The sequence below is a fragment of the Enterovibrio makurazakiensis genome (assembly GCF_050336585.1).
Classification (GTDB): domain Bacteria; phylum Pseudomonadota; class Gammaproteobacteria; order Enterobacterales; family Vibrionaceae; genus Enterovibrio; species Enterovibrio gelatinilyticus.
On record NZ_JAKJSE010000046.1, the window covers coordinates 1 to 25,809 of the forward strand.

General features: G+C 45.9%; 27 protein-coding genes, 3 tRNA genes and 1 other RNA gene. 18 read left to right on the forward strand and 13 right to left on the reverse strand.

Going from position 1 to position 25,809, the window contains the following annotated elements; translation table 11 throughout:
• Positions 1-8: 8 nt before the first annotated feature.
• From L4D06_RS24875 to L4D06_RS24885, 3 genes are all read right to left on the reverse strand, one after another.
• Positions 9-93, reverse strand: a tRNA-Tyr gene (locus tag L4D06_RS24875).
• A 67-nt stretch (positions 94-160) separates the two neighbouring features.
• A tRNA-Tyr gene (locus L4D06_RS24880) sits at positions 161-245 on the reverse strand.
• Positions 246-311: 66 nt separating this feature from the next.
• Positions 312-396, reverse strand: a tRNA-Tyr gene (locus tag L4D06_RS24885).
• Positions 397-676: 280 nt separating this feature from the next.
• Here L4D06_RS24885 and L4D06_RS24890 point away from each other — a divergent pair.
• From L4D06_RS24890 to L4D06_RS24900, 3 genes are all read left to right on the forward strand, one after another.
• Positions 677-1,783 carry an efflux RND transporter periplasmic adaptor subunit gene (locus L4D06_RS24890; protein ID WP_429742126.1) on the forward strand — a complete coding sequence of 369 codons (1,107 nt, stop codon included), beginning with the start codon at positions 677-679 and terminating at the stop codon, positions 1,781-1,783.
• Positions 1,784-4,912: a multidrug efflux RND transporter permease subunit gene (locus tag L4D06_RS24895; RefSeq protein ID WP_429742128.1), complete on the forward strand. Its 3,129-nt coding sequence runs from the start codon at positions 1,784-1,786 to the stop codon at positions 4,910-4,912.
• 135 nt (positions 4,913-5,047) lie between these two features.
• Positions 5,048-5,365: a DUF1244 domain-containing protein gene (locus L4D06_RS24900; protein ID WP_274165187.1), complete on the forward strand. Its 318-nt coding sequence runs from the start codon at positions 5,048-5,050 to the stop codon at positions 5,363-5,365.
• Positions 5,366-5,421: 56 nt separating this feature from the next.
• Here L4D06_RS24900 and L4D06_RS24905 read toward each other — a convergent pair whose 3' ends face one another.
• From L4D06_RS24905 to L4D06_RS24925, 5 genes are all read right to left on the reverse strand, one after another.
• The gene (locus tag L4D06_RS24905; protein ID WP_429742130.1) at positions 5,422-5,928 is read right to left on the reverse strand and encodes a peptide-methionine (S)-S-oxide reductase; all 507 of its coding nucleotides are present in this window, start codon (positions 5,926-5,928) and stop codon (positions 5,422-5,424) included.
• A 205-nt stretch (positions 5,929-6,133) separates the two neighbouring features.
• Positions 6,134-6,820 carry a 7-cyano-7-deazaguanine synthase QueC gene (queC, locus tag L4D06_RS24910; RefSeq protein WP_274165185.1) on the reverse strand — a complete coding sequence of 229 codons (687 nt, stop codon included), beginning with the start codon at positions 6,818-6,820 and terminating at the stop codon, positions 6,134-6,136.
• A 93-nt stretch (positions 6,821-6,913) separates the two neighbouring features.
• Entirely contained in the window at positions 6,914-7,363 is a 450-nt protein-coding gene (locus L4D06_RS24915) for a GNAT family N-acetyltransferase (protein ID WP_429742132.1), read from the reverse strand.
• Positions 7,364-7,446: 83 nt separating this feature from the next.
• A complete protein-coding gene (locus L4D06_RS24920) occupies positions 7,447-7,869 on the reverse strand; it encodes a hypothetical protein (protein WP_429742134.1) in 423 nt (140 codons plus the stop codon).
• A gap of 252 nt (positions 7,870-8,121) precedes the next feature.
• Positions 8,122-9,192, reverse strand: coding sequence for a PLP-dependent cysteine synthase family protein (locus L4D06_RS24925; RefSeq protein ID WP_429742136.1), 1,071 nt, complete (start codon positions 9,190-9,192; stop codon positions 8,122-8,124).
• A 207-nt stretch (positions 9,193-9,399) separates the two neighbouring features.
• Here L4D06_RS24925 and L4D06_RS24930 point away from each other — a divergent pair, with 207 nt between their 5' ends.
• From L4D06_RS24930 to L4D06_RS24945, 4 genes are all read left to right on the forward strand, one after another.
• Complete coding sequence (locus L4D06_RS24930) at positions 9,400-9,864, forward strand: Lrp/AsnC family transcriptional regulator (protein WP_274165181.1); 465 nt, start codon at positions 9,400-9,402, stop codon at positions 9,862-9,864.
• 43 nt (positions 9,865-9,907) lie between these two features.
• Complete coding sequence (locus tag L4D06_RS24935) at positions 9,908-11,653, forward strand: ABC transporter transmembrane domain-containing protein (protein ID WP_274165180.1); 1,746 nt, start codon at positions 9,908-9,910, stop codon at positions 11,651-11,653.
• A complete protein-coding gene (locus tag L4D06_RS24940; RefSeq protein ID WP_274165179.1) occupies positions 11,650-13,428 on the forward strand; it encodes an ABC transporter transmembrane domain-containing protein in 1,779 nt (592 codons plus the stop codon). Before L4D06_RS24935 ends, L4D06_RS24940 begins: the two co-directional genes overlap by 4 nt.
• Positions 13,429-13,757: 329 nt before the next feature.
• Positions 13,758-14,681: a porin gene (locus L4D06_RS24945; RefSeq protein ID WP_429742139.1), complete on the forward strand. Its 924-nt coding sequence runs from the start codon at positions 13,758-13,760 to the stop codon at positions 14,679-14,681.
• An 84-nt stretch (positions 14,682-14,765) separates the two neighbouring features.
• Here L4D06_RS24945 and tesB read toward each other — a convergent pair whose 3' ends face one another.
• The gene (gene tesB / locus L4D06_RS24950; protein ID WP_274165177.1) at positions 14,766-15,638 is read right to left on the reverse strand and encodes an acyl-CoA thioesterase II; all 873 of its coding nucleotides are present in this window, start codon (positions 15,636-15,638) and stop codon (positions 14,766-14,768) included.
• Positions 15,639-15,871: 233 nt separating this feature from the next.
• Here tesB and L4D06_RS24955 point away from each other — a divergent pair, with 233 nt between their 5' ends.
• A complete protein-coding gene (locus L4D06_RS24955; RefSeq protein WP_274165176.1) occupies positions 15,872-16,291 on the forward strand; it encodes a YbaY family lipoprotein in 420 nt (139 codons plus the stop codon).
• Between the two features lie 122 nt (positions 16,292-16,413).
• Here the strand turns inward: L4D06_RS24955 and L4D06_RS24960 are convergent, their stop codons facing one another.
• The gene (locus L4D06_RS24960) at positions 16,414-17,127 is read right to left on the reverse strand and encodes a DUF1223 domain-containing protein (protein ID WP_429742142.1); all 714 of its coding nucleotides are present in this window, start codon (positions 17,125-17,127) and stop codon (positions 16,414-16,416) included.
• A 67-nt stretch (positions 17,128-17,194) separates the two neighbouring features.
• On the reverse strand, positions 17,195-17,506 hold the full coding sequence (locus tag L4D06_RS24965) for an MGMT family protein (protein WP_274165174.1): 312 nt from the start codon (positions 17,504-17,506) through the stop codon (positions 17,195-17,197).
• A 118-nt stretch (positions 17,507-17,624) separates the two neighbouring features.
• Here L4D06_RS24965 and L4D06_RS24970 point away from each other — a divergent pair, with 118 nt between their 5' ends.
• Entirely contained in the window at positions 17,625-18,413 is a 789-nt protein-coding gene (locus tag L4D06_RS24970) for a VP0952 family biofilm-associated protein (protein WP_274165173.1), read from the forward strand.
• 132 nt (positions 18,414-18,545) lie between these two features.
• Positions 18,546-18,642, forward strand: an RNA gene (gene ffs, locus L4D06_RS24975) — signal recognition particle sRNA small type.
• A gap of 19 nt (positions 18,643-18,661) precedes the next feature.
• On the opposite strand, the gene L4D06_RS24980 is transcribed toward ffs, so the two are convergent.
• Positions 18,662-18,838: a hypothetical protein gene (locus L4D06_RS24980; RefSeq protein ID WP_429742145.1), complete on the reverse strand. Its 177-nt coding sequence runs from the start codon at positions 18,836-18,838 to the stop codon at positions 18,662-18,664.
• A 224-nt stretch (positions 18,839-19,062) separates the two neighbouring features.
• On the reverse strand, positions 19,063-19,674 hold the full coding sequence (locus L4D06_RS24985; protein WP_429742148.1) for a LysE family translocator: 612 nt from the start codon (positions 19,672-19,674) through the stop codon (positions 19,063-19,065).
• 98 nt (positions 19,675-19,772) lie between these two features.
• On the opposite strand from L4D06_RS24985, the gene L4D06_RS24990 reads away from it, so the two are divergent.
• The 8 genes from L4D06_RS24990 to L4D06_RS25025 all read left to right on the forward strand — a co-directional run.
• Positions 19,773-20,666, forward strand: a complete 894-nt coding sequence (locus tag L4D06_RS24990; protein WP_429742150.1) for a LysR family transcriptional regulator — start codon at positions 19,773-19,775, stop codon at positions 20,664-20,666.
• A 330-nt stretch (positions 20,667-20,996) separates the two neighbouring features.
• Positions 20,997-21,362, forward strand: coding sequence for a mCpol domain-containing protein (locus L4D06_RS24995; RefSeq protein WP_429742152.1), 366 nt, complete (start codon positions 20,997-20,999; stop codon positions 21,360-21,362).
• A 46-nt stretch (positions 21,363-21,408) separates the two neighbouring features.
• Entirely contained in the window at positions 21,409-21,978 is a 570-nt protein-coding gene (locus L4D06_RS25000) for a Cap15 family cyclic dinucleotide receptor domain-containing protein (RefSeq protein WP_429742155.1), read from the forward strand.
• Positions 21,979-22,119: 141 nt separating this feature from the next.
• Complete coding sequence (locus L4D06_RS25005; RefSeq protein WP_429742157.1) at positions 22,120-23,280, forward strand: hypothetical protein; 1,161 nt, start codon at positions 22,120-22,122, stop codon at positions 23,278-23,280.
• 143 nt (positions 23,281-23,423) lie between these two features.
• Positions 23,424-24,593 (forward strand): DUF3800 domain-containing protein, encoded by a 1,170-nt coding sequence (locus tag L4D06_RS25010; RefSeq protein WP_429742159.1) that lies wholly within the window; start codon positions 23,424-23,426, stop codon positions 24,591-24,593.
• Between the two features lie 242 nt (positions 24,594-24,835).
• On the forward strand, positions 24,836-25,045 hold the full coding sequence (locus tag L4D06_RS25015) for a hypothetical protein (protein ID WP_429742161.1): 210 nt from the start codon (positions 24,836-24,838) through the stop codon (positions 25,043-25,045).
• Between the two features lie 15 nt (positions 25,046-25,060).
• Complete coding sequence (locus L4D06_RS25020; protein WP_429742163.1) at positions 25,061-25,549, forward strand: GNAT family N-acetyltransferase; 489 nt, start codon at positions 25,061-25,063, stop codon at positions 25,547-25,549.
• Positions 25,550-25,630: 81 nt separating this feature from the next.
• A partial coding sequence (locus tag L4D06_RS25025; protein ID WP_429742165.1) for a transposase occupies positions 25,631-25,809 on the forward strand: 179 nt, incomplete at its 3' end.

The following is a 25,809-nucleotide window of genomic DNA, read 5'->3' on the forward strand; positions in this document are numbered from 1 at the left end:
GCGAATGATGGTGGTGGGAGAAGGATTCGAACCTTCGAAGGCGGAGCCGTCAGATTTACAGTCTGATCCCTTTGGCCACTCGGGAATCCCACCACGAGTTTTTCTTTTTCTATGTTGCGTTGCGTTCTTAATGTTATCCATCAAGCCACAAGGCGAATGATGGTGGTGGGAGAAGGATTCGAACCTTCGAAGGCGGAGCCGTCAGATTTACAGTCTGATCCCTTTGGCCACTCGGGAATCCCACCACGAGTTTTTCTTTTTCTATGTTGCGTTGCGTTCTTAATGTTTCCATCAAGCCACAAAGCGAATGATGGTGGTGGGAGAAGGATTCGAACCTTCGAAGGCGGAGCCGTCAGATTTACAGTCTGATCCCTTTGGCCACTCGGGAATCCCACCACAAGTGCGGGGCGCATATTATCAAACGACCGGACGCTGTAAAGCACTTTTCTCCAAAACGCTGTGCGTTTGCTGGTTTTTTCGACGTTGGCGCGTGAAGTTAGACCAAACTGGCGAATTTTGATGTGAAAACGCAATTCTAGGCGAGAAATGAAGCGCCTTAGTGCTGGCTTTCTTTCTGCTTATCTATGATGTTTTCTTTGCCTTATTTACATTTCTTTACCGCACACAAGATAGGCATAGAGTAGACTATCGCGAGTTGTTATTTACGGTTACGAAGATGAAAAATAAACTGCTTTTCTCCGCTGTCATCGTTCTCGGTGGCGCGGGATTTTTTGCTTGGCAAAGCAACACAGAAGCGGCTGATACCCCGTCAGGGCGTTCAGCTCGTCCAGCGGTCGCTGTCGCCACGGCGCAAGTTGAATCACACCCTGTTACGCGCAACCTGTCATTGATTGGTAACCTGAAGTCCGAAAACTCCGTGATTATTGCCCCTGAAGTGAGCGGCAAAATCGACGCGGTGCATGTGACGGCTGGTCAGCAAGTAAAAGAAGGCGAGCCGCTGTTCACTTTGGAAACAGCAAAATCGCAGGCGTCGGTTTCAGAGGCGCAAGCATTTCATAAAGATGAACTGCGTAAGCACGGCGAGTTCGCCAAGCTGCATAAGCGCGGTGCGTTAACTAAAACCGAGCTGGATGCACAGCAAGCCAGCGTGGATATTGCCAAAGCGCGTTTAGATGCCGCACAGGCGGATCTGGATGATCTGCACATCAAAGCCCCATTCTCTGGCACGGTTGGCCTTGTGGACATCACGCGTGGTCAATTGGTCTCAGCGGGTGATGCCCTGCTAAACCTTGATGACTTGTCGCTTATGCAGCTAGACATCAATGTGCCTGAACAGTACCTCAGTGAACTGAGCAAAGACATCAATGTGACCGCACATACCAAAGCGTGGAGAAACAAAACGTTTGTAGGTCATTTGTCTGCAGTGGATTCCCGCATCAACAACGATTCATTGAATTTACGTGCCCGTATCGATATCGACAATGGCGATCGCTTGTTGCGTCCGGGCATGATGATGGAGGCGACGTTGGGCTTTGCACCACAAATTTCGGCGGTGATCCCTGTACAGGCGATCGAATATTCGGGCACCAAGCGCTTTGTGTATTTGGTTGATGATGAAGGCATTGCAAACCGCACTGAAGTAAAACTCGGCGCGCGCGTCGAAAACAAAGTGACGGTTGAAAGCGGCTTAGAACTTGGCGATCGCATCGTGGTGCAAGGTTTGGTGAGCATGCGCGACGGAACAAAAGTGAACGACTTAACGGCAGCGAAAGCACAGAGCGCATCAAACTCACAGAGCGCAAAGATGGAAGAGGGCAAGTAAATGTGGCTTTCAGATGTCTCTGTTAAAAGGCCTGTTGTCGCCATTGTATTGAGCTTGCTCTTGTGTGTGTTTGGTATCGTGTCTTTCAGCAACTTGTCGGTGCGCGAATACCCAGATATTGATAGCCCTGTGGTTTCAGTGATGACCCGTTATGCGGGCGCATCCGCCAGCATCATGGAAAGCCAAGTTACTCAAGCGCTGGAAGATGAGCTGTCCGGCATCAGTGGGATTGAAGAAATCACCTCTGTAAGCCGCAACGGCATGTCTCGCATTACCGTTGAGTTCGATATTGAATGGAACTTAACCGAAGGTGTCAGCGATGTGCGTGATGCCGTAGCACGAGCCCAGCGACGTCTCCCTGACGAAGCTGACGAACCCATTGTTTCCAAATCTAATGGCTCGGGCGAAGCATCCATCTACATCAACCTTGCGTCGTCAGAAATGGACAGAACGCAGTTGACTGAATATGCCCAGCGTATGTTGGAAGACAAATTTAGCCTGCTGTCAGGTGTCAGCTCGGTTGAGCTATATGGTGCACTGTACAAAGTGATGTATGTGCGTCTCGATCCCGTGCTTATGGCAGGGCGTGGCGTCACCACGGATGATATTACGTCCACGCTTCGTCGTGAAAACTTGGAAAGTCCAGGCGGTGAAATTCGTAACGACATCACCAAGATGACGGTACGTACTGAACGCTTGTATCAGACCCCTGACGATTTCCAATACCTTGTGGTGCGAACGGCAAAAGATGGCAGCCCGATTTACCTCAAAGACGTGGCTGACGTTTACATCGGCTCCCAGAACGAGAACGCGACCTATAAAAACAACGGCATTAATAACCTGAGTTTGGGTATTGTCGCGCAATCTGATGCGAACCCATTGGACGTTGCTGTTGGCGTGCGTGCGCTTGTTGAAGAGTTCCAGCCATTCTTGCCTGAAGGCACTAACCTTTGGGTCGACTATGACTCTACCATCTTCATTGAACGCTCTATCGATGAGGTATACAGCACCCTGTTTATCACCGGCGCGCTGGTGGTATTGATCCTCTATATCTTTATTGGTCAGGTACGTGCCACTTTGATCCCTGCGGTCACGGTTCCTGTGTCGTTGATCTCGGCGTTTATTGCGGCTCATTTCTTTGGCTTCTCTATCAACCTACTGACCTTGATGGCGCTGATCCTCTCGATTGGACTGGTGGTGGATGATGCGATCGTGGTGGTCGAGAACATGTTCCACCATATTGAAAAAGGGGACACGCCCCTTGTTGCTGCCTATAACGGCACACGAGAAGTGGGCTTTGCCGTTGTTGCCACCACCGCGGTTCTGGTGATGGTGTTCCTGCCAATTTCCTTTATGGATGGCATGGTCGGAAAGCTATTTACAGAGTTCTCAGTATTACTGGCGATGGCCGTGATTTTCTCCTCCATCGTGGCACTCACGCTCACGCCGGTATTGGGCAGTAAAATCCTAAAAGCCAATGTGAAACGTGGCGCGTTTAACCATATGGTTGATAACTTCTTCGAATCATTCGAGAACGGGTATCGACGGTTGGTGACCGTGGCCGTTGCTGCACGTTTTGCTGCGCCGTTAGTGATCATCGCGTGTATCGGTGGTAGTGCGTGGTTAATGAAAAACCTGCCTGCGCAGCTTGTTCCGCAAGAAGACCGTGGCGTGTTGATGGCGTTCGTCAAAGGCGCAGAAGGCACAGCTTACAACCGCATGGTGGTCAACATGGAAGAAGTTGAACGCCGTTTGATGCCGTTGGTCGACGAAGGTTTGCTCACGTCGGTTAGCTTACAAGCGCCAGCTTTTGGCGGCATGGCAGGGGATCAGACTGGTTTCGTTATCATGCAGCTTGAAGATTGGGATAACCGCGATGAAACGGCAGCCCAAGCACTAGGACGTGTCCGTCAAGCGCTCGCCGGTATTCCTGATATTTTCGTACGTGCCTTCATGCCTGGTTTCCGCGGAGGGTCGAGTGAACCTGTGCAGCTTGTATTGGGCGGTGCGGATTACCAAGAACTCAACAAGTGGGCACAAGTGTTGGTGGATGAAGCCAAGGCCAGCCCAATCATGCAAGGTGTCGATCTCGACTACGCAGAAACCACGCCAGAATTGGTGGTCAAAATTGACCGTCAACGCGCTGCGGAATTGGGGATTAGCGTCGACGACGTGTCGAACACGATGGAAGTCATGCTGGGTGGACGCACAGAGACGACCTTTGTTGATCGCGGTGAAGAGTTTGATGTTTATCTGCGTGGCGATGAAGCTCGCTTCAACAGCAAAGACGACATCAGCCAGATCTATATGCGGACACGCAATGGGGATTTGGTGAGTCTAGATACCCTTGCTGAAGTAGAAGAAGTGGCGTCCGCGCAAACGCTTCGCCACTTTAACAAGCAAAAGGCTATCACGCTGAAAGCGAACTTGGGTGACGGTTACACCTTGGGTAATGCATTGGATTTCCTTGATGCTAAAGCCATTGAATTGTTACCGGCAGACATTTCGGTCAGCTATTCCGGTGAATCGGCGGAATTCAAAGACAACCAGAGCAGTATCTTAATCGTGTTCGGTTTGGCATTGCTGGTGGCTTACTTGGTGTTGGCAGCGCAGTTTGAAAGCTTCGTGAACCCGTTGGTCGTCATGTTGACGGTGCCGATGGGGATCTTTGGTGGCTTTGTTGGCTTGTGGCTGACGGATCAAGGTCTGAATATCTACTCGCAGATCGGCATGATCATGCTGATTGGTATGGTAACCAAAAACGGTATCTTGATTGTTGAGTTCGCCAACCAGCTTCGTGATCGCGGCGTGGTGTTTGAACAAGCGATTATTGATGCCGCAGTGCGTCGTCTTCGCCCAATCATGATGACGGCGTTTACCACCATTATCGGCGCGATTCCGTTGATTATCTCAACCGGTGCAGGCTATGAAAGCCGAGTGGCAGTGGGTACGGTGATCTTTGCGGGTATGACGTTCGCAACGGCGGTTACGCTGTTTGTTATCCCTGCTATGTATCGTCTGCTTTCTGTGAAAACCCATTCACCGGGATACGTGGAAGCGCAACTTAAGGTTGAGCTGGAGAACGCCAAACCGCACCGTGCAGCCCATGGTGAGTTTGACGCGCGTTAACCTGCTAATGCGTCACCATTAGATAGAAAATGTGCCAGCGTCGTTGTCGTCGCTGGCATTTTCTTTATTAGTGAACCAAGCATTGGTAAGGTTGATACCAAATGACAGTCATTACGAATCAATAGGAAGAACACCATGTCTGATAAATTGACGCAAGAGCAACAAGATCAACTGGATGCTGCGACATTTCGTCGTTTCTTATCGCACCTAGACAACAACAAAGATGTGCAGAACATTGATCTGATGATCCTTGCGGATTTTTGTCGTAACTGTCTGGGTAAATGGTACAAAGCCGAAGCTGATCAGCGCGGCATTGAAGTGAGCGACGATGAAGCGCGTGAGCGTGTTTACGGCATGTCGTATGGTGAGTGGAAAGCGAATCACCAACTTCCAGCAACGGACGAGCAAATGGCCGCGTTCAAAAAACGTCAGGACGCAAAAGCTGATAAGTAAGCGATGTGTAATACATCACTGAATGGAAAATGAAGAAGCGCCGATTGGCGCTTTTTTTACGCGGTTTTATCAGACAAAAATGCAAATGCATCTTGGCTTAAAAGCGTTGGATACAGCTCCTTTAACACCTGCATTTTGGGTGCGATGACACGCTGGCAAAATGGCTTTGACGGATTACGCCAGTAATAATTCTGCTGACTTGCCGATGTCGGATAGAAGGCCACGATGGGCGCAACTTTCGTGACAATCGGCTTGATGTAATCTTCTGCGACATGATTCAAAGCAGTTTGGCACCTTTGGAGGTGTGCAGAATTTATCGGGAAGATAAAGCTCGGATAGGTATCCCGAAATGAGTGATTGGATGTACACGCGTGCGAATCCAAATGCACACGAATCGTATCCTCTAAAGAGATTTCAGACTCATCAATACGAAACAATACCGCTTCGACATGCCTGCGATCTTCCGTGATCAAGAACCCCTGTTCGACTTCTGAAACGCCGCGAAGCGCACAGAAAATGGCTTCCATGCACCAATAACACGTACCGCTAACAGCGAGATACATACAGCCTCCTTATTGAACAAGATAAGTTTAGATAGAAACCGGAACAGAAAGGAATTCTTTCAGAATTGTTGAACGCTTTTAAGTAGTGAAGAAGCGCAATGCGTAGGTGTAATTTTAAGTCTTTGATAAAATGAAGATAAACAGGAGGGAAGGCGTGTTGGGGAATTGCCCCCTCCATTGGATATATTGGAGGAGGCTCGGCGTATTATGCGCTTTTGCTATCTAGCGAAGCCATCACGTTTTCTTTGTCGTTGCTGTAGCTGTCTAACCCTTTCTGGCGAAGGTCACAAGCGGGGCAATCGCCACAACCACTGCCAATGACGCCGTTATAGCAAGTGAGCGTGTTATCGCGAACATACTCCAGCTTGCCGTATTTATCCGCCAGTGCCCACGTTTCTGCCTTGTTTAGCCACATCAGCGGCGTACGAATTTCCAATTCACGGTCCATGCCGAGTACCAGTGATTTGTTCATCGCTTGCACGAAGTCATTACGGCAATCAGGGTAGCCAGAGAAGTCGGTTTCACAAACACCAGTAATCACGGTTTCTGCGCCTAGCTGGTATGCGTAAATGCCAGCCAAGGTTAGAAACAGAATATTACGACCCGGTACAAACGAGTTTGGTAGGCCGTTTTCTTGCAGTTCGTGTGAAACAGGAATGTTGTCACGGGTTAGCGAGCTGATCGCTAACTCATTGAGCAAGCTAACATCCATCACTTTGTGCGACGTTGCGCCGAGCTCTTTCGCGACGTCTGCAGCCACTTCGATTTCTTGCTTATGGCGCTGACCATAATCAAAGGTAATACAATGCACTTCGTCAAACTCAGACAATGCTTGGATCAGACACGTGGTGGAATCCTGCCCGCCACTAAAGACGACAACAGCTTTTTTCATGGCTACACCTTTAACCGATATGTAGAGAGTTTCTATGGGCGAAGTGTAACGCAGAAGCGAGAGCAGCTCTATGTCGTGCACATTTTTTCGTTGTTATGTTTTTAAGCTTAAAAAGTAGTGAAAATGCTCAATATCTTTCTCATACCCCAAAGATTCATAGAGTTTTTGTGCGCCACAATTACTGACTGATGTTTCCAAGGCAATACCACAGACACCCGTTGCTAGGGCATGTGCTTTTGCTGCTTTCAGCAACGCATTTCCGGTTCCTTTTCCACGTTGTGAATCGCCAACAAAAAGATCATTCAATACCCATATTCGCTGAGCAGAGACGGAAGAGAACATGGGATAAAGCTGAGTGAAGCCCACCGCCATGCCTTGCTCATCGATGGCGAAAAAAATGACAGACTCTTCGAGAGTAAGGCGTGCATGAATAAAATCATGGGCAAGTATAGGGTCATCTGGCTGACCATAAAATACGCGGTATTGGTTAAATAAAGGGGCAACAGTGGGTGTATCAGAAGGTGTGGCTTTAATGATGTTCATGTTTGTATATCTCTCACGGTTGGCGCGTATTGCATGGAATTTATTCGTGCTGACTTATACCTAGTGGCGGCGGGATTTGACCCCTATGATGTTTTTGCTAACTGCCATGTACCATTGCATGGCGCGTTGGTGACCTTCCAGTTACCGTTGATTTGATCAGAGTCTGCGCTACCAGTGAATCGATATCCCCACTTTTGGCTGTCTGCAAACAGGGCAAGTTCGCCCGTGTCACTGACAAAGCCTTCCAAATAGGTATTGTTGTACATCAAGCGAAGCGACACTTTCCCCTCTTTGATCTTGCCAATAATGCGTGTTTGCAGGCAGATGTTGTCACCGCTGATATCAGTGCGTTTCCCTTCCCATTCGCCATCAAACTGGTTTGAAACCGTGAAAGGGGCGTTATCAGGTAACGGAGTATTGAGAGGTACTCTTTCGGTGTTGAACAAGTCATTAACGATAAAGATGACGAAAAAAATAGCACTGGTCGCGATCAGGTATTTGTTCACAATAGGCTCCCATGAAAAAAGAAAATGAAACAGTATCAAATTGAAACCATTCAAAAATATATCATGGGGAATGGTGTTTAACGGCGGCGATGGCTCGCAATGTTTGAGATGTTCGTAGAGGAATTTGAGAAAATCAGAGAAAGATGAGGGACGATATTCTTCTTCGCATCATTAATGCGTCATTATTTTGAAAGCAAACAGGACGTGACAAACACGTCCTGTGATAGCGATAGTTCTTTGCCTATGGTGTGCCTAGCTGTTGTATTTCTGCAGCGCTTTTAATGTTGGCGTGATATCGCCGATGTTAGCGCTGACCCAATCTTCATTGAAGTAGGTATCGAGATAACGCTCGCCACTGTCGCAGAGTAGCGTGACGATCGAGCCTTTTTCGCCTCGCGCATGCATCTCTTCAGCCAGTTTCAACGCACCAAACAGATTGGTGCCTGTAGATGCACCGGCTTTGCGGCCTAGAATGCCTTCAAGCCAATGCACGGTTGCCACACTGTCGACGTCTGCGATGGTTTCCATTCGGTCGATAACACCAGGAATAAAGCTAGGCTCGACGCGAGGGCGACCGATACCTTCAATTTTTCCGCCGCGATCTAGCGTTATAGAACTATCACCGGTTTTGTAGAATTCATGGAACACGGAGTTCTCAGGGTCAACCGCCATCAGTTGTGTTTGATGACAACGGTAGCGAATAAAACGACCAATGGTGGCAGACGTGCCGCCTGTCCCTGGGCTCATCACAATCCAGCTTGGAACGGCGTAACGCTCATACTTCATTTGGCCGAAAATGCTGTTGGCGATGTTGTTATTACTGCGCCAGTCGGTTGCGCGTTCTGCGTAAGTGAACTGATCCATGTAGTGGCCATTCAGTTCTTGTGCGAGGCGACGAGACTCCGCGTAGATGGCATCAGAGCGATCAACAAAATGCGCTTCGCCGCCGTAGAACTGGATCTGCTCGATTTTCTTTTTCGCTGTCGTGCGAGGCACAACCGCAATGAAGGGCAAGCCCAGTAAACGGGCAAAATACGCTTCTGAAATCGCCGTGCTGCCTGATGAAGATTCAATGACCGTGGTGCCTTCTTTTATCCAACCATTGCACAAACCGTAAAGAAAAAGTGAGCGAGCAAGGCGGTGTTTCAAGCTACCAGTAGGGTGAGTGCTTTCGTCTTTGAGATAAATATCAATATCGCTGAAGTAAGGAAGATCCAGCTTAATTAAATGCGTATCAGCAGAGCGCTGAAAATCCGCTTCAATTTTACGAATTGCATCGCAAACCCAGTGGGATGATGTGTGTGTCATATTGGCATCGGTCATGATTGGTCTGGCTCTCTACTGCTTGAAGTCACTCAGGGATATCTAAACTATAAGCGCTTGTTAAGAGTATTGTTTTGCCATTTTGTGTTTATTGATCGCCTTTGGTGGTAAAAAATTCTACTATTATCCTAATTGTAGAATTTTTTTCTCCCTTAGTGAGTTTGGGGGAATAATTGACCTTAAAATAGCAAGATTGGTAATACGCTTATGGCAGTTTCCTTAGATAATATCGACCGACAATTATTAGATTGGCTGCAACGCGATGCGTCATTGTCGCTGTCTGATCTGGCTGAGAAGGTGAACCTCACCACGACGCCTTGCTGGAAGCGCTTAAAGCGCCTTGAAGACAGTGGCGTACTGCGAAAGCGAGTGGCCCTTTTGGATCCACAAGCCTTGGGGCTTTCATTTACCGCTTTCGTTCACATCAAAACGTCTGATCATTCTGAAAGCTGGTATCGCCGATTTGTCGAAGCAGTAACGCCATTCCCTGAAGTCATGGAGTGTTACCGTATGGCAGGCGAATACGACTACATGATGAAAGTGCAAGTTGCTGATATGGGCGCGTTTGATCGGTTTTACAAAAAACTGGTGAACAGCATGGATGGCCTCACGAATGTGACCTCCACCTTTGCGATGGAGCCACTCAAATACACCACAGCATTACCCATTTAATAATAAAAAAATCGGTGAGCGCACACAGGAGGAACGTAATCGGATGCGCATTTTCGCAGAGCTAGGTTGGTATTTTCGACAAGCGTGGAAACGCTACGCCGGTGCCATCATCATTTTTTTCTTCGTTGCGACCTTTGAATTAATTCCCCCGAAAGCCATCGGGTGGTTGGTCGATGGCGTGATGGCAGGCGACATCACCCGAGAGCATATGCTGATTGCGCTTGGTGCTATCGTATTGCTTTGGTTCGTTGTCTACGCGCTACGTATCATCTGGAGAGTTTGGCTCTTTGGCGCTGCGGCGGGGCTGGGAACGGTGCTGCGCGATAAGTTATACCGTCATTTCACCAGCCACTCTCCGCGCTTTTTTGAACGCTATCGCACTGGCGATCTCATGGCGCGTTCTACCAATGATGTGAAAGCGGTAGTGATGACCGCAGGCGAAGGTGTGCTGACGTTGGCAGATTCTGTCATCACGGGTTTGGCAGTTTTGATCGTTATGACCACCACGATCAGCTGGGAACTCACTTTGTTAGCACTCGCTCCCATGCCGGTAATGGCTTTCATGGTGAACCGTTTTGGTACGCAGCTTCATCACCGTTTTTCCGCCTCACAGGCGGCGTTTTCTGATTTATCAGATGAAACCCAATCTTCCTTGAACGGCATTCGAATGATCCGCGCGTTTGGCTTAGAGTCCAAGCAAATCGACCGCTTTAATGCCGTGGCAGACGACACGGGCGAAAAGAACATGGCAGTCGCAAAGGTCGATGCCATGTTCGATCCGGTTATTTTTGTCACCATTGGTACCTCGTTTTTCTGTTCTATTACTGGCGGTGGTTACATGGTCGCCAATGGCATGTTGACGCTGGGGGAGCTAACGGCATTTACCCTGTACCAAGGGTTGATGATATGGCCGATGTTAGCCGTGGCATGGTTGTTCAATATTATTGAGCGTGGCGCTGCTGCATGGAAACGAATCAAAGAAGTGTTGGATGAAACGTCTGAGCTGCAAGATGGTGATAAAGCACTGCCTGAGTCGGCTCAAACCCTTGATGTGATCATCGATAGATTTACGTGGCGAGGGCACGATGTTCCAGCGTTGCATGATATTGCCATTGCACTTCCAGCGGGAAAAATGCTGGGTATTGCGGGGCCTGTCGGCAGCGGTAAATCGACCTTGTTGTCTTTGATTCTGCGCTTTGAAGATCCGGTACAAGGCAAGGTGCAGTATGGCGGTGTAAGCCTGCGTGACTTTAACATCGGTGAATGGCGCAGCAAGCTAGCGGTGGTGACTCAAACCCCGTTTTTGTTCTCTCGCTCAATTGCCGACAACATTGCGCTGGGCAAGCCTGATGCGACACGTGAAGAAATCCGCGCTGCGGCGAGGCTCGCGTGTATTGATGACGATATTGTTCAATTTCGTGAAGGCTATGAAACGCTAGTGGGGGAGAAGGGCATCACCTTGTCAGGTGGGCAGAAGCAGCGCATTTCGATTGCGCGCGCCTTGTTACTTGATGCCGAGATTCTGATCCTTGATGACGCGTTGTCGGCAGTTGATGGTCGCACTGAGCACCATATTCTGAAAAATCTTCATGATCGAGCACAACACCAAACCACAATCGTGATTGCACACCGACTCTCTGCGTTGGAAGCCGCTGATGAAATCATCGTATTACAAAAAGGGCATATTGAAGAACGCGGCACTCACAATACGCTTGTGGCACAAAACGGCTGGTATGCAGAAATGCAGCACTATCAACAACTCGAGCAGGCATTGGAGGCATCGTTATGAACAAACGTGAAGTTCTTGCGAGACTGCTTCGCTATTTGATGGATGACAAAAAAGGGTTCGCGATTGCTGCGATACTCCTTTTGCTTGCCGCTGTCGCCGATGTGAGCGGCCCGTGGCTGATTCGAATCTTCCTTGATGACTATCTGGCACAAGACTATTACCCGCCTACAGCTCTGTGGTTATTGGCAATTGGGTATATCGGAGCCACGGTGCTTTCGGCCTCGTTGCACTATAGCTATGGCCTGCGCTTTAGTCATATTGCTATCAATATCGTGCAGACCATTCGCAAGAAAGTGTATGCCAGCATCATCAATCAACCGCTGTCAGCGTTTGATTATGTGCCAGCGGGCAAGCTGGTATCGCGAGTGACCAATGACACTGAGTCTCTCAAAGAGCTTTACGTTCAGGTGATCGCGAGCTTTTTAAACAGTGTGGCGTTGATCACTGCCATGCTGGTGGCCATGTATTTGCTTAGTCCTACGCTGACACTTGTTGTGGCGATTTTGCTGCCGTCAGTGGTTTTGGTGATGTTTCTCTATCAACGTCGCTCGTCGCCAGCATATCGCGACTCTCGTGACTTGCTGACAGACATTAACAGCGTGATGAGTGAATCGATTCAAGGCATGAGTTTGATTCAGTTGATGGGGCAGGAACAACGCTTTTCGGAGCGCTTTGCATCTTTGACCGATCAACACCTCACCACCGAAGTGAAGATTGTCAAAATCAATGGTGTGCTCCTTCGTCCATTGATTGATTTAATGTCTGGCGTCGCGCTGGTGTCCTTGGTGGTGATCTTTGGTTGGCAAGGTCACGAGGTGATTGGTGTTGGTGTGCTTTATGCGTTCATTAGCTACCTAGGTCGTGTTACGGAACCGCTGATTGAACTGATGCAACGTCTATCGCTGCTGCAACAGGCCATCATGGCAGGAGAGCGGTTGTTTGAATTGATGGATGCCAAGCCACACCAATATGGCAGCGATGATGCGCCGATTGAGAATGGCGACATTGAGATTTCCGATCTCTCATTCAGTTATGACGGTAAAACGTCAGTCCTGATGGAGATCAATGCGTCGGTCAAAGAAGGTGGGTTCCTTGCGCTTGTGGGTCATACGGGCAGTGGGAAAAGCACGTTGGCCTCGTTAATGATGGGGTTCTACCCTGTGCAGAGTGGGGCAATCAAGCTCGGTGGGCGTCCGATTTCATCACTCACACAGAACGCGATACGCTCGGGCATTGCTATGGTGCAACAAGACCCGCATGTGTTGTCGTCATCGTTTCGAGAAAATGTCACGCTAGGGCGTGATGTATCAGATGCAGCGATTTGGCAGGCACTGGAGCAAGTGGATTTGGCTGATTATGTACAGCACCTTCCGAAAGGGTTAGACACCCTGATAGGAACAGGTGATGTGACCTTATCGGCAGGGCAAAAACAGTTGTTAGCTTTGGCGCGAGTGCTGGTGGAACGTCCACGTATTTTGATTTTGGATGAAGCGACTGCGAATATCGATTCAGGCACGGAAGAGCGCGTTCAAAGAGCGCTGTCGTCGTTGCGTCACACCATGACGATTGTGGTGATCGCACACCGTCTCTCAACCATCGCAGATGCCGACAACATTTTGGTGTTACACCGAGGAAATGTGGAAGAGCAGGGCAACCATCAGCAATTGTTGGCGAACAAAGGGCGCTACTGGCAAATGTATCAGCTTCAGAAAACCAAAGCGCATTTGGTTGAGCTAGAACAAATTGCATGTGGTGAAGCGACAATCACTGAGTAAACACTGTTTGGAGTACCAAAGCCTGCATATTGAAACCGTCAGTATGCAGGCTTTTATTTTTTACAGACCCGCTGCTCATTGCTCATAACGAATGCGTCGTTCAAAGCCTCTCTATTTGCTCGCATAACGTTATTTGTCACCTTGAATAATTGTGAAATTCATCAGTATGTTTCGTGGTTTTGCGAGCCATGTTTATAGTCATCGAAATGACATTTTCTTTCACCAAAAACGTCATAGAACAGTCACCTAACGTTCATTTTAAACGTCTACCTTGGCCTTCTCGAAAATGAGATGGCAAGAAAGCCTCAATTTAAAAAGGACGTTAGAAAATGAAAAAAGCAGTATTGGCCTCCGCGATTCTTGGCGCTTTGGTATCCGCCCCTTCTTTCGCCGCAACGGTATACGACGCGGATGGCACAACACTGAAAGTTGGTGGTCGTGCAGAAGCACGCTTCAACGTTTCTGATAACAACGAAAGCACGGACGACAGTTCATTCAAAGACAAGTCTCGTGCTCGTGTAAACCTAAAAGGAAAAACTGAAATTTCTGATGAGCTATACGGCTTCGGTAAATACGAAGCTGAGTTTTCAGATGCTGAGAGCTTGAAAAACCGCTACTTTTTCGCGGGCCTTGGTTTTTCAGGTGGCGAGCTTTCTTACGGCAAGCAAGATTCTGCACAGGTTCAACTCACGGACATTACTGATGTGATGGCGACCTTCGGCGGTGATGCTGCGGATGTGGTTTCTGGCAACGAAGACAAGCGCGAAAACAACTTCGTCTATTCTGGTGAGTTTGACGGCCTGAGTATTCAAGCAAACTACATCGCAGCGGATGAGAAAGACGCTGACAGTGTGGGTATTTCTGCGCTTTATAGTTTTGGTTCTGTGGCAGTAGGTGCGGGTTACGTTTCTCAAGATGCAGGCACAGATAGCGATGATCAAATCAACCTTGCTGCACAGTTCAAGCAAGATGCGTTTACTCTTGGTGCGCTTTACACCATGGCGTCAAAAAGTAACGTTGATTACACCGGTTATGAAGTGTCGGCTCAGTACAAAGCGACCAAGCAGCTTGCCGTGGTTGGTGTTTACAACTTTGGTGAGTTCGATAACACCACCACAGAAGAAGCTAACAACTTCGCGCTAGAAGCGGTTTACAAATTCAACGGTCACCTTCGTACTTACGCGGGCTACAAGTTTGAGGGGATCTCGGGTAAAGACGATCAACTTCAAGCGGGCATTCGCTACGACTTCTAATGGCACTACGCTGTTAGCATGACCTCGAAAATAACAAAGGCCAGCGTTATGCTGGCCTTTGTTGTGATTGCCGTGTTGAGCGCGTTATTTTGAGGCTTTTCTCATATTCCGTACTAACCCTTCTTGTACGGCAGATGCCACCAACTCACCTTGTTGGTTGTAGAAGCTACCGCGAACCAGAGCACGAGAGCCACTGGCTGACGGGCTATCAATCACGAACAGCAGCCATTCATCCATACGGAATTCACGGTGGAACCACATAGCGTGATCGATGGTGGCGACTTTTATGCCCGGTGTCATCAAGGACACGCCATGAGGTTGCAAGGACGTGGTCAAAAAGCCCCAGTCAGACGCGTAGCCCAGCAAATATTGGTGGATTCGTAAATCGTCGACCATTTTGCCGTTAGCGCGGATCCACAAGTATTGCTTGGCTTCCTGTTTTTTAGGCGCAAGCGGGTTAATGTCCACAACTGGACGCACTTCAATCGGTCTCTCACCGCCAAACGTATCGATGATGTGTTGGGGCAAATGCTTGGCAACCGATGCCACGAGTTCTTGCTCTGACTTTAGCCCTTCGGGGCCTGTGATATCAGGCATGGTGAACTGGTGCTCAAAACCGGGTTCATGCAAATGGTAAGACGCAGTGAGGTAAAATATCGGCTGACCTTTCTGTATCGCTTTGACGCGACGCGTGGAAAAGCTCTGTCCGTCTCGCAGATTTTCAACGTCATAAATGATCGGTTTGGCTGGGTCGCCTGGGCGTAAGAAATAGCTGTGGAAAGAATGCACAAAGCGATCGCTCGCCACGGTTCCTTTTGCTGCCGATAGCGCTTGCCCGATCACCTGACCGCCATAAACCTGCGGCAAACCAAGATCTTCACTCTGTCCACGGTACAAACCTTCATCAAGTTGTTCCAAGTTCAACAGCGATAACAAAGCCTCAAGTTGTGTGCTCATGGTGCTCCTGTAACAGTAAAGTGATGAATAAATGGGTGTTGACAGAAAAATGACATAATTCTCTCATTGCCCACATAATACCGAACTTTTTTTCGGTTTATGATTCTAATCAGTAACGAAATAATATTTCAGACTGTGATCTGTAATCCACAATAGTTGAGTGGGCTATTACTGTACAGTGCTAAACTCTTGTTATTATTGTCAATAACATTGCCGTCTTGGAGTGCAATTTAATGAAAAAAGCGTTTTATGGGTTCTTTTTGGCGCTTATCGCTGTCGCCTTTACCGCATGCAGCGACATCATGAAAGAGCAAGATATGGCGACAGTTAATGGTGATGTTTATTACTTACAGCGCATTGCACTGCCCAGCAATGCCAAGTTAACAGTAACACTGGCAGATGTTTCGTTGGCGGATGCGCCAATGGAAGTGATCAGTTCTCAATCTTACATGACGGAAGGTCAGCAAGTTCCTTTGCCGTTTAACCTGAGCTACTCCCCGTCTGAAATAAAACCCGGCCATACTTATACTGTGAGTGCGCGCATTGAAGTGGATGGAGAGTTGATTTTCATCAGCGATACCGCCAATCATGTGATTAACGACCCTGCCAATACCCAAAATATCAGTATTCAAGTGGTCAGCGCTGGGCGTTAACGAACAAGCGTGCCGCCTTTGTTGTGTTCACGTTCAATGATTGACCGACAACATGACAGACAGCAAACAAAAAGGGAGCAATGCTCCCTTTTTGTTTGTCGGTAAAACGTTGGGTGAACTTCTCACTGCGGCGTCAACCAACCCGCGACAGTTTGAACAGGGTCACCACCGCCTTGAGGCGTTAACCATACCGCAAAGGCTGAAGGTTTTGCCGCCACGTCACTATCAAGGGTAAATTGCCAATGGCGTTGACCGTATTTGGCGGCAAAGTCGACCACAACGAAGTCATGCTCTAAGGTTTTTCCTCGATTCTCCCCACGCTTCACTTGGGTGGCTAGATCCATGGCTAAAAGTGCAAAATTGGCATTTAGCCGATCATTGCCTTCGTAGTCCACGCGCAAGGTATTTCCATTGATTGACGCCGTTAAACGCTCAGCTTTCGGGCCGTTGGCATAAGGCACAGGCTGCCTTGAAAAAAAGCCTCGCCATTCTTGATCGTTAATAAACCAACCTGGTGTATAAACGCCACTGGCGTCACTTTGAGACACCTTCTGGCGTTGCCGTTGGCTAAAGTCCGGTTTTGCAAACCGATCCGCCCAGCCTATGTAGTTCCAGTAATCAACATGAAAAGCCAGCGGAATGACACGTGTCCATAGCCCATCACTATCCTTTAAGTTATTTAACGCCGCTTCAGCAGGCGGGCAACTGCTGCACCCTTCGGAGGTAAAGAGTTCAACGACAGTGGCGGGAGAGTCATTACTTTGCCAGCTTTGTGAGAAAGCAGAACAAGACAAAGCGGTGGTAGCTGACATCAAAAGAAAAAGAGCGGGTCGCATAACGCATTCCATGAAGGGAGTGGTATCAACAAAGACCTGCGTTTTACGTGTTCGATTTCAAAAGATGTTAAGAAGGCTGCCCATCCCATTGAAAACGTCGAAGAGAGATCACGCCATTCTCCTTTACCTCAACACCGTCGTCTAACAGCTTCTCTCGTTGGCGAGTGAATGATTCACCCACCAAAGAAATCATGCCTTTTGCATTCACGACACGAAACCAAGGTAAGCGACTATCTTTGGGTAATGCGCCTAATAACTTACCAACATGACGAGCATGCCGAGGGAAGCCCGCCATTTTTGCGACATCACCGTAAGTTGTTACTTTTCCTTGGGGTATCTGTGCTAAGACCGCATAGATCTGCTCGTCAAAATTAGGCATATTGATATCAAACGCAATGAAAATTAAAAAATAACATTACCCATTATCATACCCATTGTGGATGGAAAAGCAGCAGGAGAGTGACTTCCTACAAACTGCTTAGAAGGGTAAGAAGAAAATGATAAGCCAGATATTGGGTCAGTATCAGTTGAAAGCGCAAGGAGGTGCGGTTATGTGGTATGCGACGATGTTAATGGTTACCGCCTCAGTCATGGTTATTGGGGCTGCGCTTTCCGCAGCCATTGTAGATGGCAATATTCCGCTGTTGGCTTTCGCTATTCCTGCTTTGTTTTTTCTGGGTTCGGGCGGCATTGCTGTTTGGTTGCTTACCATTGGCCTTGTCGGCTTTGGCGCACTCATGCCCTATCAACCCATTGCCATTTCATTAAGCCTTTGGATGATTCTTCCCGCATTAGTGTTGATCACTGGTGCCCGCCGCAATTGGCAAGTCTCCTTATTGGTTGTCTCTGTTGTTATTGCCATGGAGTGTGGCGTGCTGGCTCTGCAAGGTGACCAAAAGCTTGGCGGCGCAATGAGCTACACCTTGTTGCAAATTCTCTGTGTGATCACCGTATGGGTATCGACATACTTCTGGAAGCCCATCAAAAAGCTCAGTTGGTGGCCAGTGTTGCTGATCTTGGCTCTGTTGGCTGGTGGTTGGACACAAGGTGCGTTGTTGGCCTTCTGTGGCAGCGTGTTAGCGATAACATTGCAAGAATTACAGCGCGTTGGTGGAGAAGCAAAAGGGGACAAACTCAGTGTTATTTTGCCGGCCATTGCCTTCGCCACCATTGTGGTATTTCCGCAATTTAGCGTACCCAACCCTGTGTTTGTCGCGTGGCTGTTATCGCTAACCATTGCATGGCTTGGTGATTACCTACTCAATGCAGAGAACGAAGAAGAGTAAGCAGGGCAAAAACTCACCACTTGGACACACAGAGCCCGATAAGCCCTTGCAATGGGCTTAGGCTTCACACATAATGCGCTCGAACCAACGGTTTCTTTCTAAAGGAATTGTTCGGTGATTCTATGGAGGCCCTATTGGTTCTCCCGCAACGCTATCTTGTGTAATGGGTCAGGTCCGGAAGGAAGCAGCCCCCGCTTGGGACGTGTGTGCCGGGATGTAGCTGGTAGGGCTTCCACCCAATCTAAGCATCAAAACTCCTCTCTCGCTTTATCTTTCCAACGCTTCTCAATCACAAAACCATACCCAACATCCGATCTTACAACCCTAAACCAAATCGCTACAGCCTCAACTCCGCCCAACAACTCAGCAAACGTATCTACACTAAAATGGAAGAAGAACGCATTCCCAGAACAATAGGAAGGCATTTGTGCACCTTGTTTTTAGTTCATGAATTCAAGCAAACAAAGAAGGAACGTAAGATGACAGACGGACAATGGGTATTTATTGGGTTTGGGCTTGTGTTGATAGCCGCTGCAGTCATTGTGCTAGTGCGTTCGACGAAGCAAAGGGGTGCCAGAGATCAGTGATGGCTTTTGGTTCGTCGAACTTACTGAAGCGGTGTTTGTGGGAATGAAACAAGCCCATGAATCTAGGACTTGATAGCAAGCAGTGCGCCAAAAGCGACCAAGCCAACACCGCATGCTTGATTCAACCGCTTCTTCATTCTCAACACGTGTTTTTGTAGCGTATTCGAGGTCAAGAAAACCGCCACCGCACTGAACCACAAACCGTGTAGCATAATCATATACAAGCCATACACCAATGCCGCGTGAGCTTCATTGGCATCAGGGGTCATCACTTGGCTAAAAATGCTCAGGAAGAAGAGCATGGTCTTTGGGTTAAGTGCATTGCACAGAAACCCCTGAGCCAGAAACTGGATCGCGCGGATGTCTGCTTTGTTGGTTTCGATTGTCTCTAGGCTCGCGTTCGCGGTGAAAATTCCCTTCAATCCTAAATAGATCAAATAGGCCGATCCCGCATAACGTACCACGCTAAATAGCCATTCATTCTGTGAAATTAGGTAGCTGATCCCCAGCAATGAATACCCGATGTGAAAACAGATAGCGAGACTGACGCCAAGCGCCGTCCAAATCCCCGCCATTCTTCCTTTGTTAATGCTGTTTTTGAGTACAAGAACGAAGTCAGCACCTGGGCTGACGACAATGAGAATACCTAAAATAGCGAGGCTTAATGCTTCCATGCTTGCTCCAATATCGATTAAAGAGTCGCCATTGTATGTACTTTTCTCCGTGACTATAATCGAAACAAACTCAACCATAATGTGAGTAAAAATCACAGATGAGGCATTTAAAAGCATTCCATATCTTTCATGTCGCCGCGTCGTCATCAAGCTACAGCGAAGCGGCAAGCAAGCTCAACATTACTCATGGCGCGGTGAGCAAGCAGATCAAAGTGCTTGAAGAGCACCTTTCTCACGCATTGTTTTACCGACAAGGGCGAAACGTGTATTTGACCAAAGAAGGGGAATTGCTGAAGGACTACACCGAGCAGGCATTCGTGGCGCTGGATACGGGGGTTAACAAGCTGGCACAGTTGAAAAGCCAACACCTAGACGTGTCGTGCGAGCCGACCTTAACCATGCGTTGGTTGATGCCACGGCTCTCCGATTTTCACCAACTGTCAGGGGCCGATGTCAGGCTATCGACGGCGGGTGGGCCCGTCACCCTTGGCACATCAGGATTATCACTCGCCATTCGCCGCGATGACTTTGAGTTGGTTCATGATTACCACAAAACAATGTTAGTGGAAGAGTGGGTGGGGCCTGTGTGCTCACCGGCGTATTGGCATCAGGCGCAACACGATGTCAGTAAAATAAAATTACTTCACAGCCAAACAAGGCCAATGGCATGGGAGAGTTGGTCATCCCTCTCTGGTGATGCGTCGTTACTGGGCAACACCCACCAGACGTTCGCACATTTCTATTTTTGCTTTCAAGCGGCTGTTGATGGGTTAGGCGCTGCGATGGGGTCGTACCCGCTAGTCGTCGACGATCTAAAACGCGGCAACTTGATCGCGCCGTTCGGGTTTGTGCCGTCAAAACACAACTACATATTGCTGAGTCAAAAAAGCGCCCCAGATTCACTCGAGCAAACCTTCACCCACTGGCTACAACAAAGTTTATCGCAGTGTGTTCCCTCGGAGGATGAAAGAGCCAAGGGGTTGCAGGCTTAACTGACGAGCCGCTTTTGATCCTCCCCACCTTCAAGGGTGAAGTTAGAGAGAGGTTATTGCTACGGAGAGCGGTGTTTGGTTATTAGCTGCAGGGTGCATGATTTTCAATCTCACCGATTTGTCACTTTTTGACAACGTGACTTTTGCAGGTCAGATATTAGTTTTATAAAACAGAATGTTGCGTTAGATGGTAGAATGGCAGTTTGTTGTTATTGGACTAAATGGCGTGTTTAAACAGACCATTTCTGGGTCTAATACACTGTTAGGCAAACCATATGATTTCGAGTGTAATGTAAAGTAGAATGGTGCAATTTAACCGAAGAAGATAACATGATTTACATAACAATTGATGGTGATGATATTGGTCAAATGATTGCATCATCATATTTAAAAAATGACCTAAATGAACTTTCAAGAATCAACAAAGTGGTAAATGAAAAAACGAGACTAATTTCTGATTTCCTTACCTCTCAAGGCTTCAGAATAATATTTTGTGCCGCAGATGGCGTTGCTGGTTATTTAGAATGTGAGACTGTTAATGAAATAGCCTTATTTGAAGAAGTTAAATCTATAGCAGAGCCTGAATTACATTTCTCTGCTGGTATGGGGGCAACTTTACAGGAATCATATATTGCTCTACTTTCGGCTAAAAGTAGTGGCAAGTGCTGTTTACATAAATTTTCGGTTTTAAATTAATATGTTTAGAATTATTAACTTCAAGTCACTGTTACGATACGTGGCAATGATAACAACAATAATAAGCATTGGCGCTTATGAGTTTCTCCAAAGTTACTGGATCAACGACCTATCAATTGTAAAAGTAGTAAGCATAGCGCCGTGGGTTGCATTGGGTATAATCATCGCTATTACAACAAATTTTATTGCTAGGCCAATTTGGAAATTAATAAAAAAAGCCAACCCTTCATTATATCCTGATTTAAATGGTACATGGGAAGGTGAAATTACAACTGAAACAGGGTTAGTAATAGCTGTTCGTGTATTAATTAAACAAACACTATTGGAAACACAAATAAATATTCATACGGAAACTTCAAAATCTCTCACCTTGGAAACGACTCCTACTATCGAGGGAGGGGAGCCTAAACTCTATTATATGTATCGGTCTATTCCAAAGGATCCAAATTGGAGTTCATATATCGGATCTACTATTTTTGACATTCGTAAAGTTGAGAGTAATCCTCAAAGTGCACTTGAATTATCTGGGTATTATTTTACAGATAGGAAAAGCACAGGAAGAATTAGGTTTAAGCAAATTAGTAATGACGTAGATCAGGATGTGTCTTTTTACTGATCGAAGGTTTGCCTAACAAGCGCTTTAAACGGAACAAAAACAGTTGGTTAGGTTTCGCTTCGCTTCACATTATAACCAACTTTTTTTGTCCGCTTAAGCGGGCGTTAGGCATCTTTTTAAAATTATCAATAAGTAGTAATAATGGAAAATAACTTTAGTGATCTGCCTCCTATGATTTATCCATATCATATGGGGCCAAAGATTAGAAAATTCTCAACATCTCTCTTATTCCACGGAAAGCTAGGTGTAAGCATGGCTGCTTGGCCGATGGGAGATCCTATAGATGCATTTATTAGTGTAGGGGATTGGGCTAATGAAAAGAAACACCCTCTTATTGGATTGTTTACGTATGTTTACCATTATTTTGATTTGGCACAGGAGCATGCTGTAGCGGAGATGGAAAATTTTGCTCCGTTGGGGGATAAAATTTCTAGAGCGCTAACAATTTACCCAGGTACTCCTGAGCACTATGAGATTTGGGAGCCTTACCATAAAGCCTGTCTACCTCTAGCGTTAAAAGCAATTAATAATGAAGCTATTTTGGCAACTGTAAGCACTGATTTTATTTTTCGTGTATATGAGCTGATGATTATTTTTGATAATAATCCAGAGAAAGTATTAACTCACTTAAGCGAGAGAGCTAAGTACCTTGGCCAAGAAGAATTTTTATTAGCTGAATGTGCCTTAAATAGATATACATTACCTAAAACGGGGAACGGTCAATGGATTACTGACTCAGAAGAAATGCTTAATATACTTTCTATAGTCGGTAAGAGTAGTTCCATCGAATTTGATCTTAATGGACATATGATTGAAGGCCTATCTTCAACACTATTTGATAAGATTTTGAAACCTTATACCCCAGCCCTTGATGGGGCTGGTATAAGCATAATCAACAAAATGATGTCTGAAAAATCAGATGAGTTATTAATATTAAAACAAAAAGTGTCTCGAGAGGCATTTGCCATTGTAAATGAATCACCATCAGAACGAATGCTCAAAAGTGCTTTTGAGGCATCATTAATCACGATGGAAAAAGAAGTATCGAGTATTGTTGAAATAAATAAAAACTCGTTCAAAGACCTAACAAAAAAACTGCTTGAAGATAGAGTGGTATGGAGTACATGTGCTGGCTTTGTCGGAGCTGCAACAAATGGGATGCCAATGTCTGTGACAGCGGCACTTGGCATTACAGCGCTATCTAGTGTTGGGTCTACAGCTGTAAAAGTAAGAAATGAAGAAAAGAAAAAGCTAAAGGAATCGCCTTACTCCTTTATTCACTACTTGGCGTCGAATGCCTAACAAATGCATCAACACGACTTGCTACATTCGGCATTCTAGGTTTCTTTGGGTTTACCGTGTTAAGTGGTAAATTTAGGCTTAATCTGCATAGTAGCAAACGTGTTATGCAGGCGTTATATTTTTTGTTAAAATAAGAGTAAAAAATGGATCCTTTATCTATTACATTYGATTCAGAAGAAAATAATTATACTTTTTATTATGATGAATCCAACAATGTCAGAACACTCTCATTAGAGACAGATAAATACAATGTTGATAATGACGACAATCAAAAAGCATCGATGAATTTTATCTTGGCGGGTATAGCACACAAGTCTGATGTAAATGACATAAATGTTAGTACATTGATTGAAAAATTAGCATTACAAGATAATGTTAAAGAGATAAAATTTAAGCATATTGCTAAAGGAAACTTTGAACAGGTTTTAAAATCACAAAAATTAACAGTGTTTTTAGAATGGCTTCTTGAGAGTAGTTGTTATGTTCATTATTTTAATTTAAACATGGAGTATTGGTCATTTATTGATTTGATTGATGATGTTTTCTTTTATGCTGTTAATAAAAAGCCAAATTCATTTAACCATACAATCGATGCTAGACATTACCTAGACTACTATAAAGATGCGTTATATAGGTTGGTGAGACTAGATAAAGCTACGTTTATTTCATTAGTTAAAAAATATAATTATCCTAAAATTAGGAAAGGATTTGAAAGTAAGCTTATAAGAGAAATAAATAAGATAATAAAAGAAAATATTAGGTATAATAACATATTAAAAACTGGGATAGATGAACAGACACAAAGGGAGTTTAGAGACCTTTCTGGACTATTGTCAATATGTTCTGATATTGATAAGTTAGAAACAACTTATGACCTTGATGAGGATCTATTACTTAGTGGCTTTCATTCCTTTTATCATAATAGAGGGGTTAGTTTTAAGTACTCTTCTCATAAGTTTGATATGGAAAGCATAATCGAGGAAAAATTTGAAATTCTGAAGAAAGCTGGTGACCACAATTTAATAAATCTTAACTATAGCTTTGTAAATTCAGAAGAGTCTAGATTAATACAAATATCAGATGTAGTATCTGGTTTATTCAACAAATACTTCACATATGTAAATTTTGAGTTATTAGAAAACATTAAGGATAAAAGAAAACAATTAAATGATAGACAGCTATTAAACTTAAATTTACTCAGGGAAATAGTTGATAAATCAGATTTGGAATGTAGTCAGTTTCTTTTTTATGTAATGTCATTGAGTGAATCGGAAAAACACAATATATTACTTTTCGAGAAAGAAAAAATATAACAAATGCATCAACACGAATTGCTAAATTCGGCATTCTAGGTTTCTTTTAGTCTACCGTGTTAAGTCGTAAATTTGAGCTAAATCTGCATGGTAGCAAACGTGTTATGCAGGCGTTATACGCTGTAATTTTACTTACATGTAAGCAGCGACTTTGAGCGCCAAACCACAGTGGTTTTTTCAACAAAAAAGCGGTTTGATTTTGGATCGCCGCTCACCATTGAAAGTGTTGCAAACAAGCATCAATGGCCAGAAAAGACCAAGCATCCCAAGGGCTGCTTGCAAAGGCAAAAGGCGAGGTTCGGCTATTCAAACAGATTGGGTGGCAGCTTTATAACAAAGGTTTTGAAGGCGGACGCAAAACATTTCCGCAAATTTTGTTAAATCAGTTTATGGCGTTTAAGGTGGCTTTTTTGCATGAAGCTAATGTTTTTCGCCCCTTAAAACGACGTTAACTGGCAAGGAACAAAATGGAAGTTTCACTAATAAATATTAAAGCAGAATCTCGTCATGTTCTTGAGAATCTGTTTCCATATTATATTTATGATATGTCGGAGTATATGGGGTGGTCTCCAAATGAGAACGGTGATTTTTCGTTTAACAAAAGCAGTTTGGATGTTTACTGGAAGCAAGAAGATCATGCACCATTCTTTATCCATGCTGATGGAGAAATAGCAGGTTTTGTTCTTGTTAGAAAGTATCCGCCAGAAGGTCTTACCTACGATATTGAGCAGTTCTTTGTGCTTCGTAAATTCAAAGGTAAAGGTGTTGGTAAACAAGCATTAAAATTGGCGGCAGCACGGTTTGAGGGACGGTGGCAGATCAGAGTGTTACTTGGTAATGAAGTTGCACTTAGATTTTGGAAGTCAGCAATTTCAAGCTTAGTTGGTGAGAACTACATAGAGTCACAGCAAGTTGATATTGATTTACTCATGCACTTCCTCACGTTTGAAGTATAGCCAGTTAACAAAGCGTTTAAGACAGATTCTGGACCTCCCCCGATTTAGTGGACACACAATTCAGTCCATAAAGGAGGCCTTATGCCAGCCTACAAATCAGGAAAAAAGACAGCCGAATATTCACTAGACTTTAAACGTAAAGCGGTGGAATGGAGCTTTCAAAGTCACCGTACAGTCAAGTCAGTTGCAGAAGCATTAGATATCCATCCGTTTATGCTTTCGAAGTGGCGACGCGCTTACCTAGATGGAGTGTTTGGTAT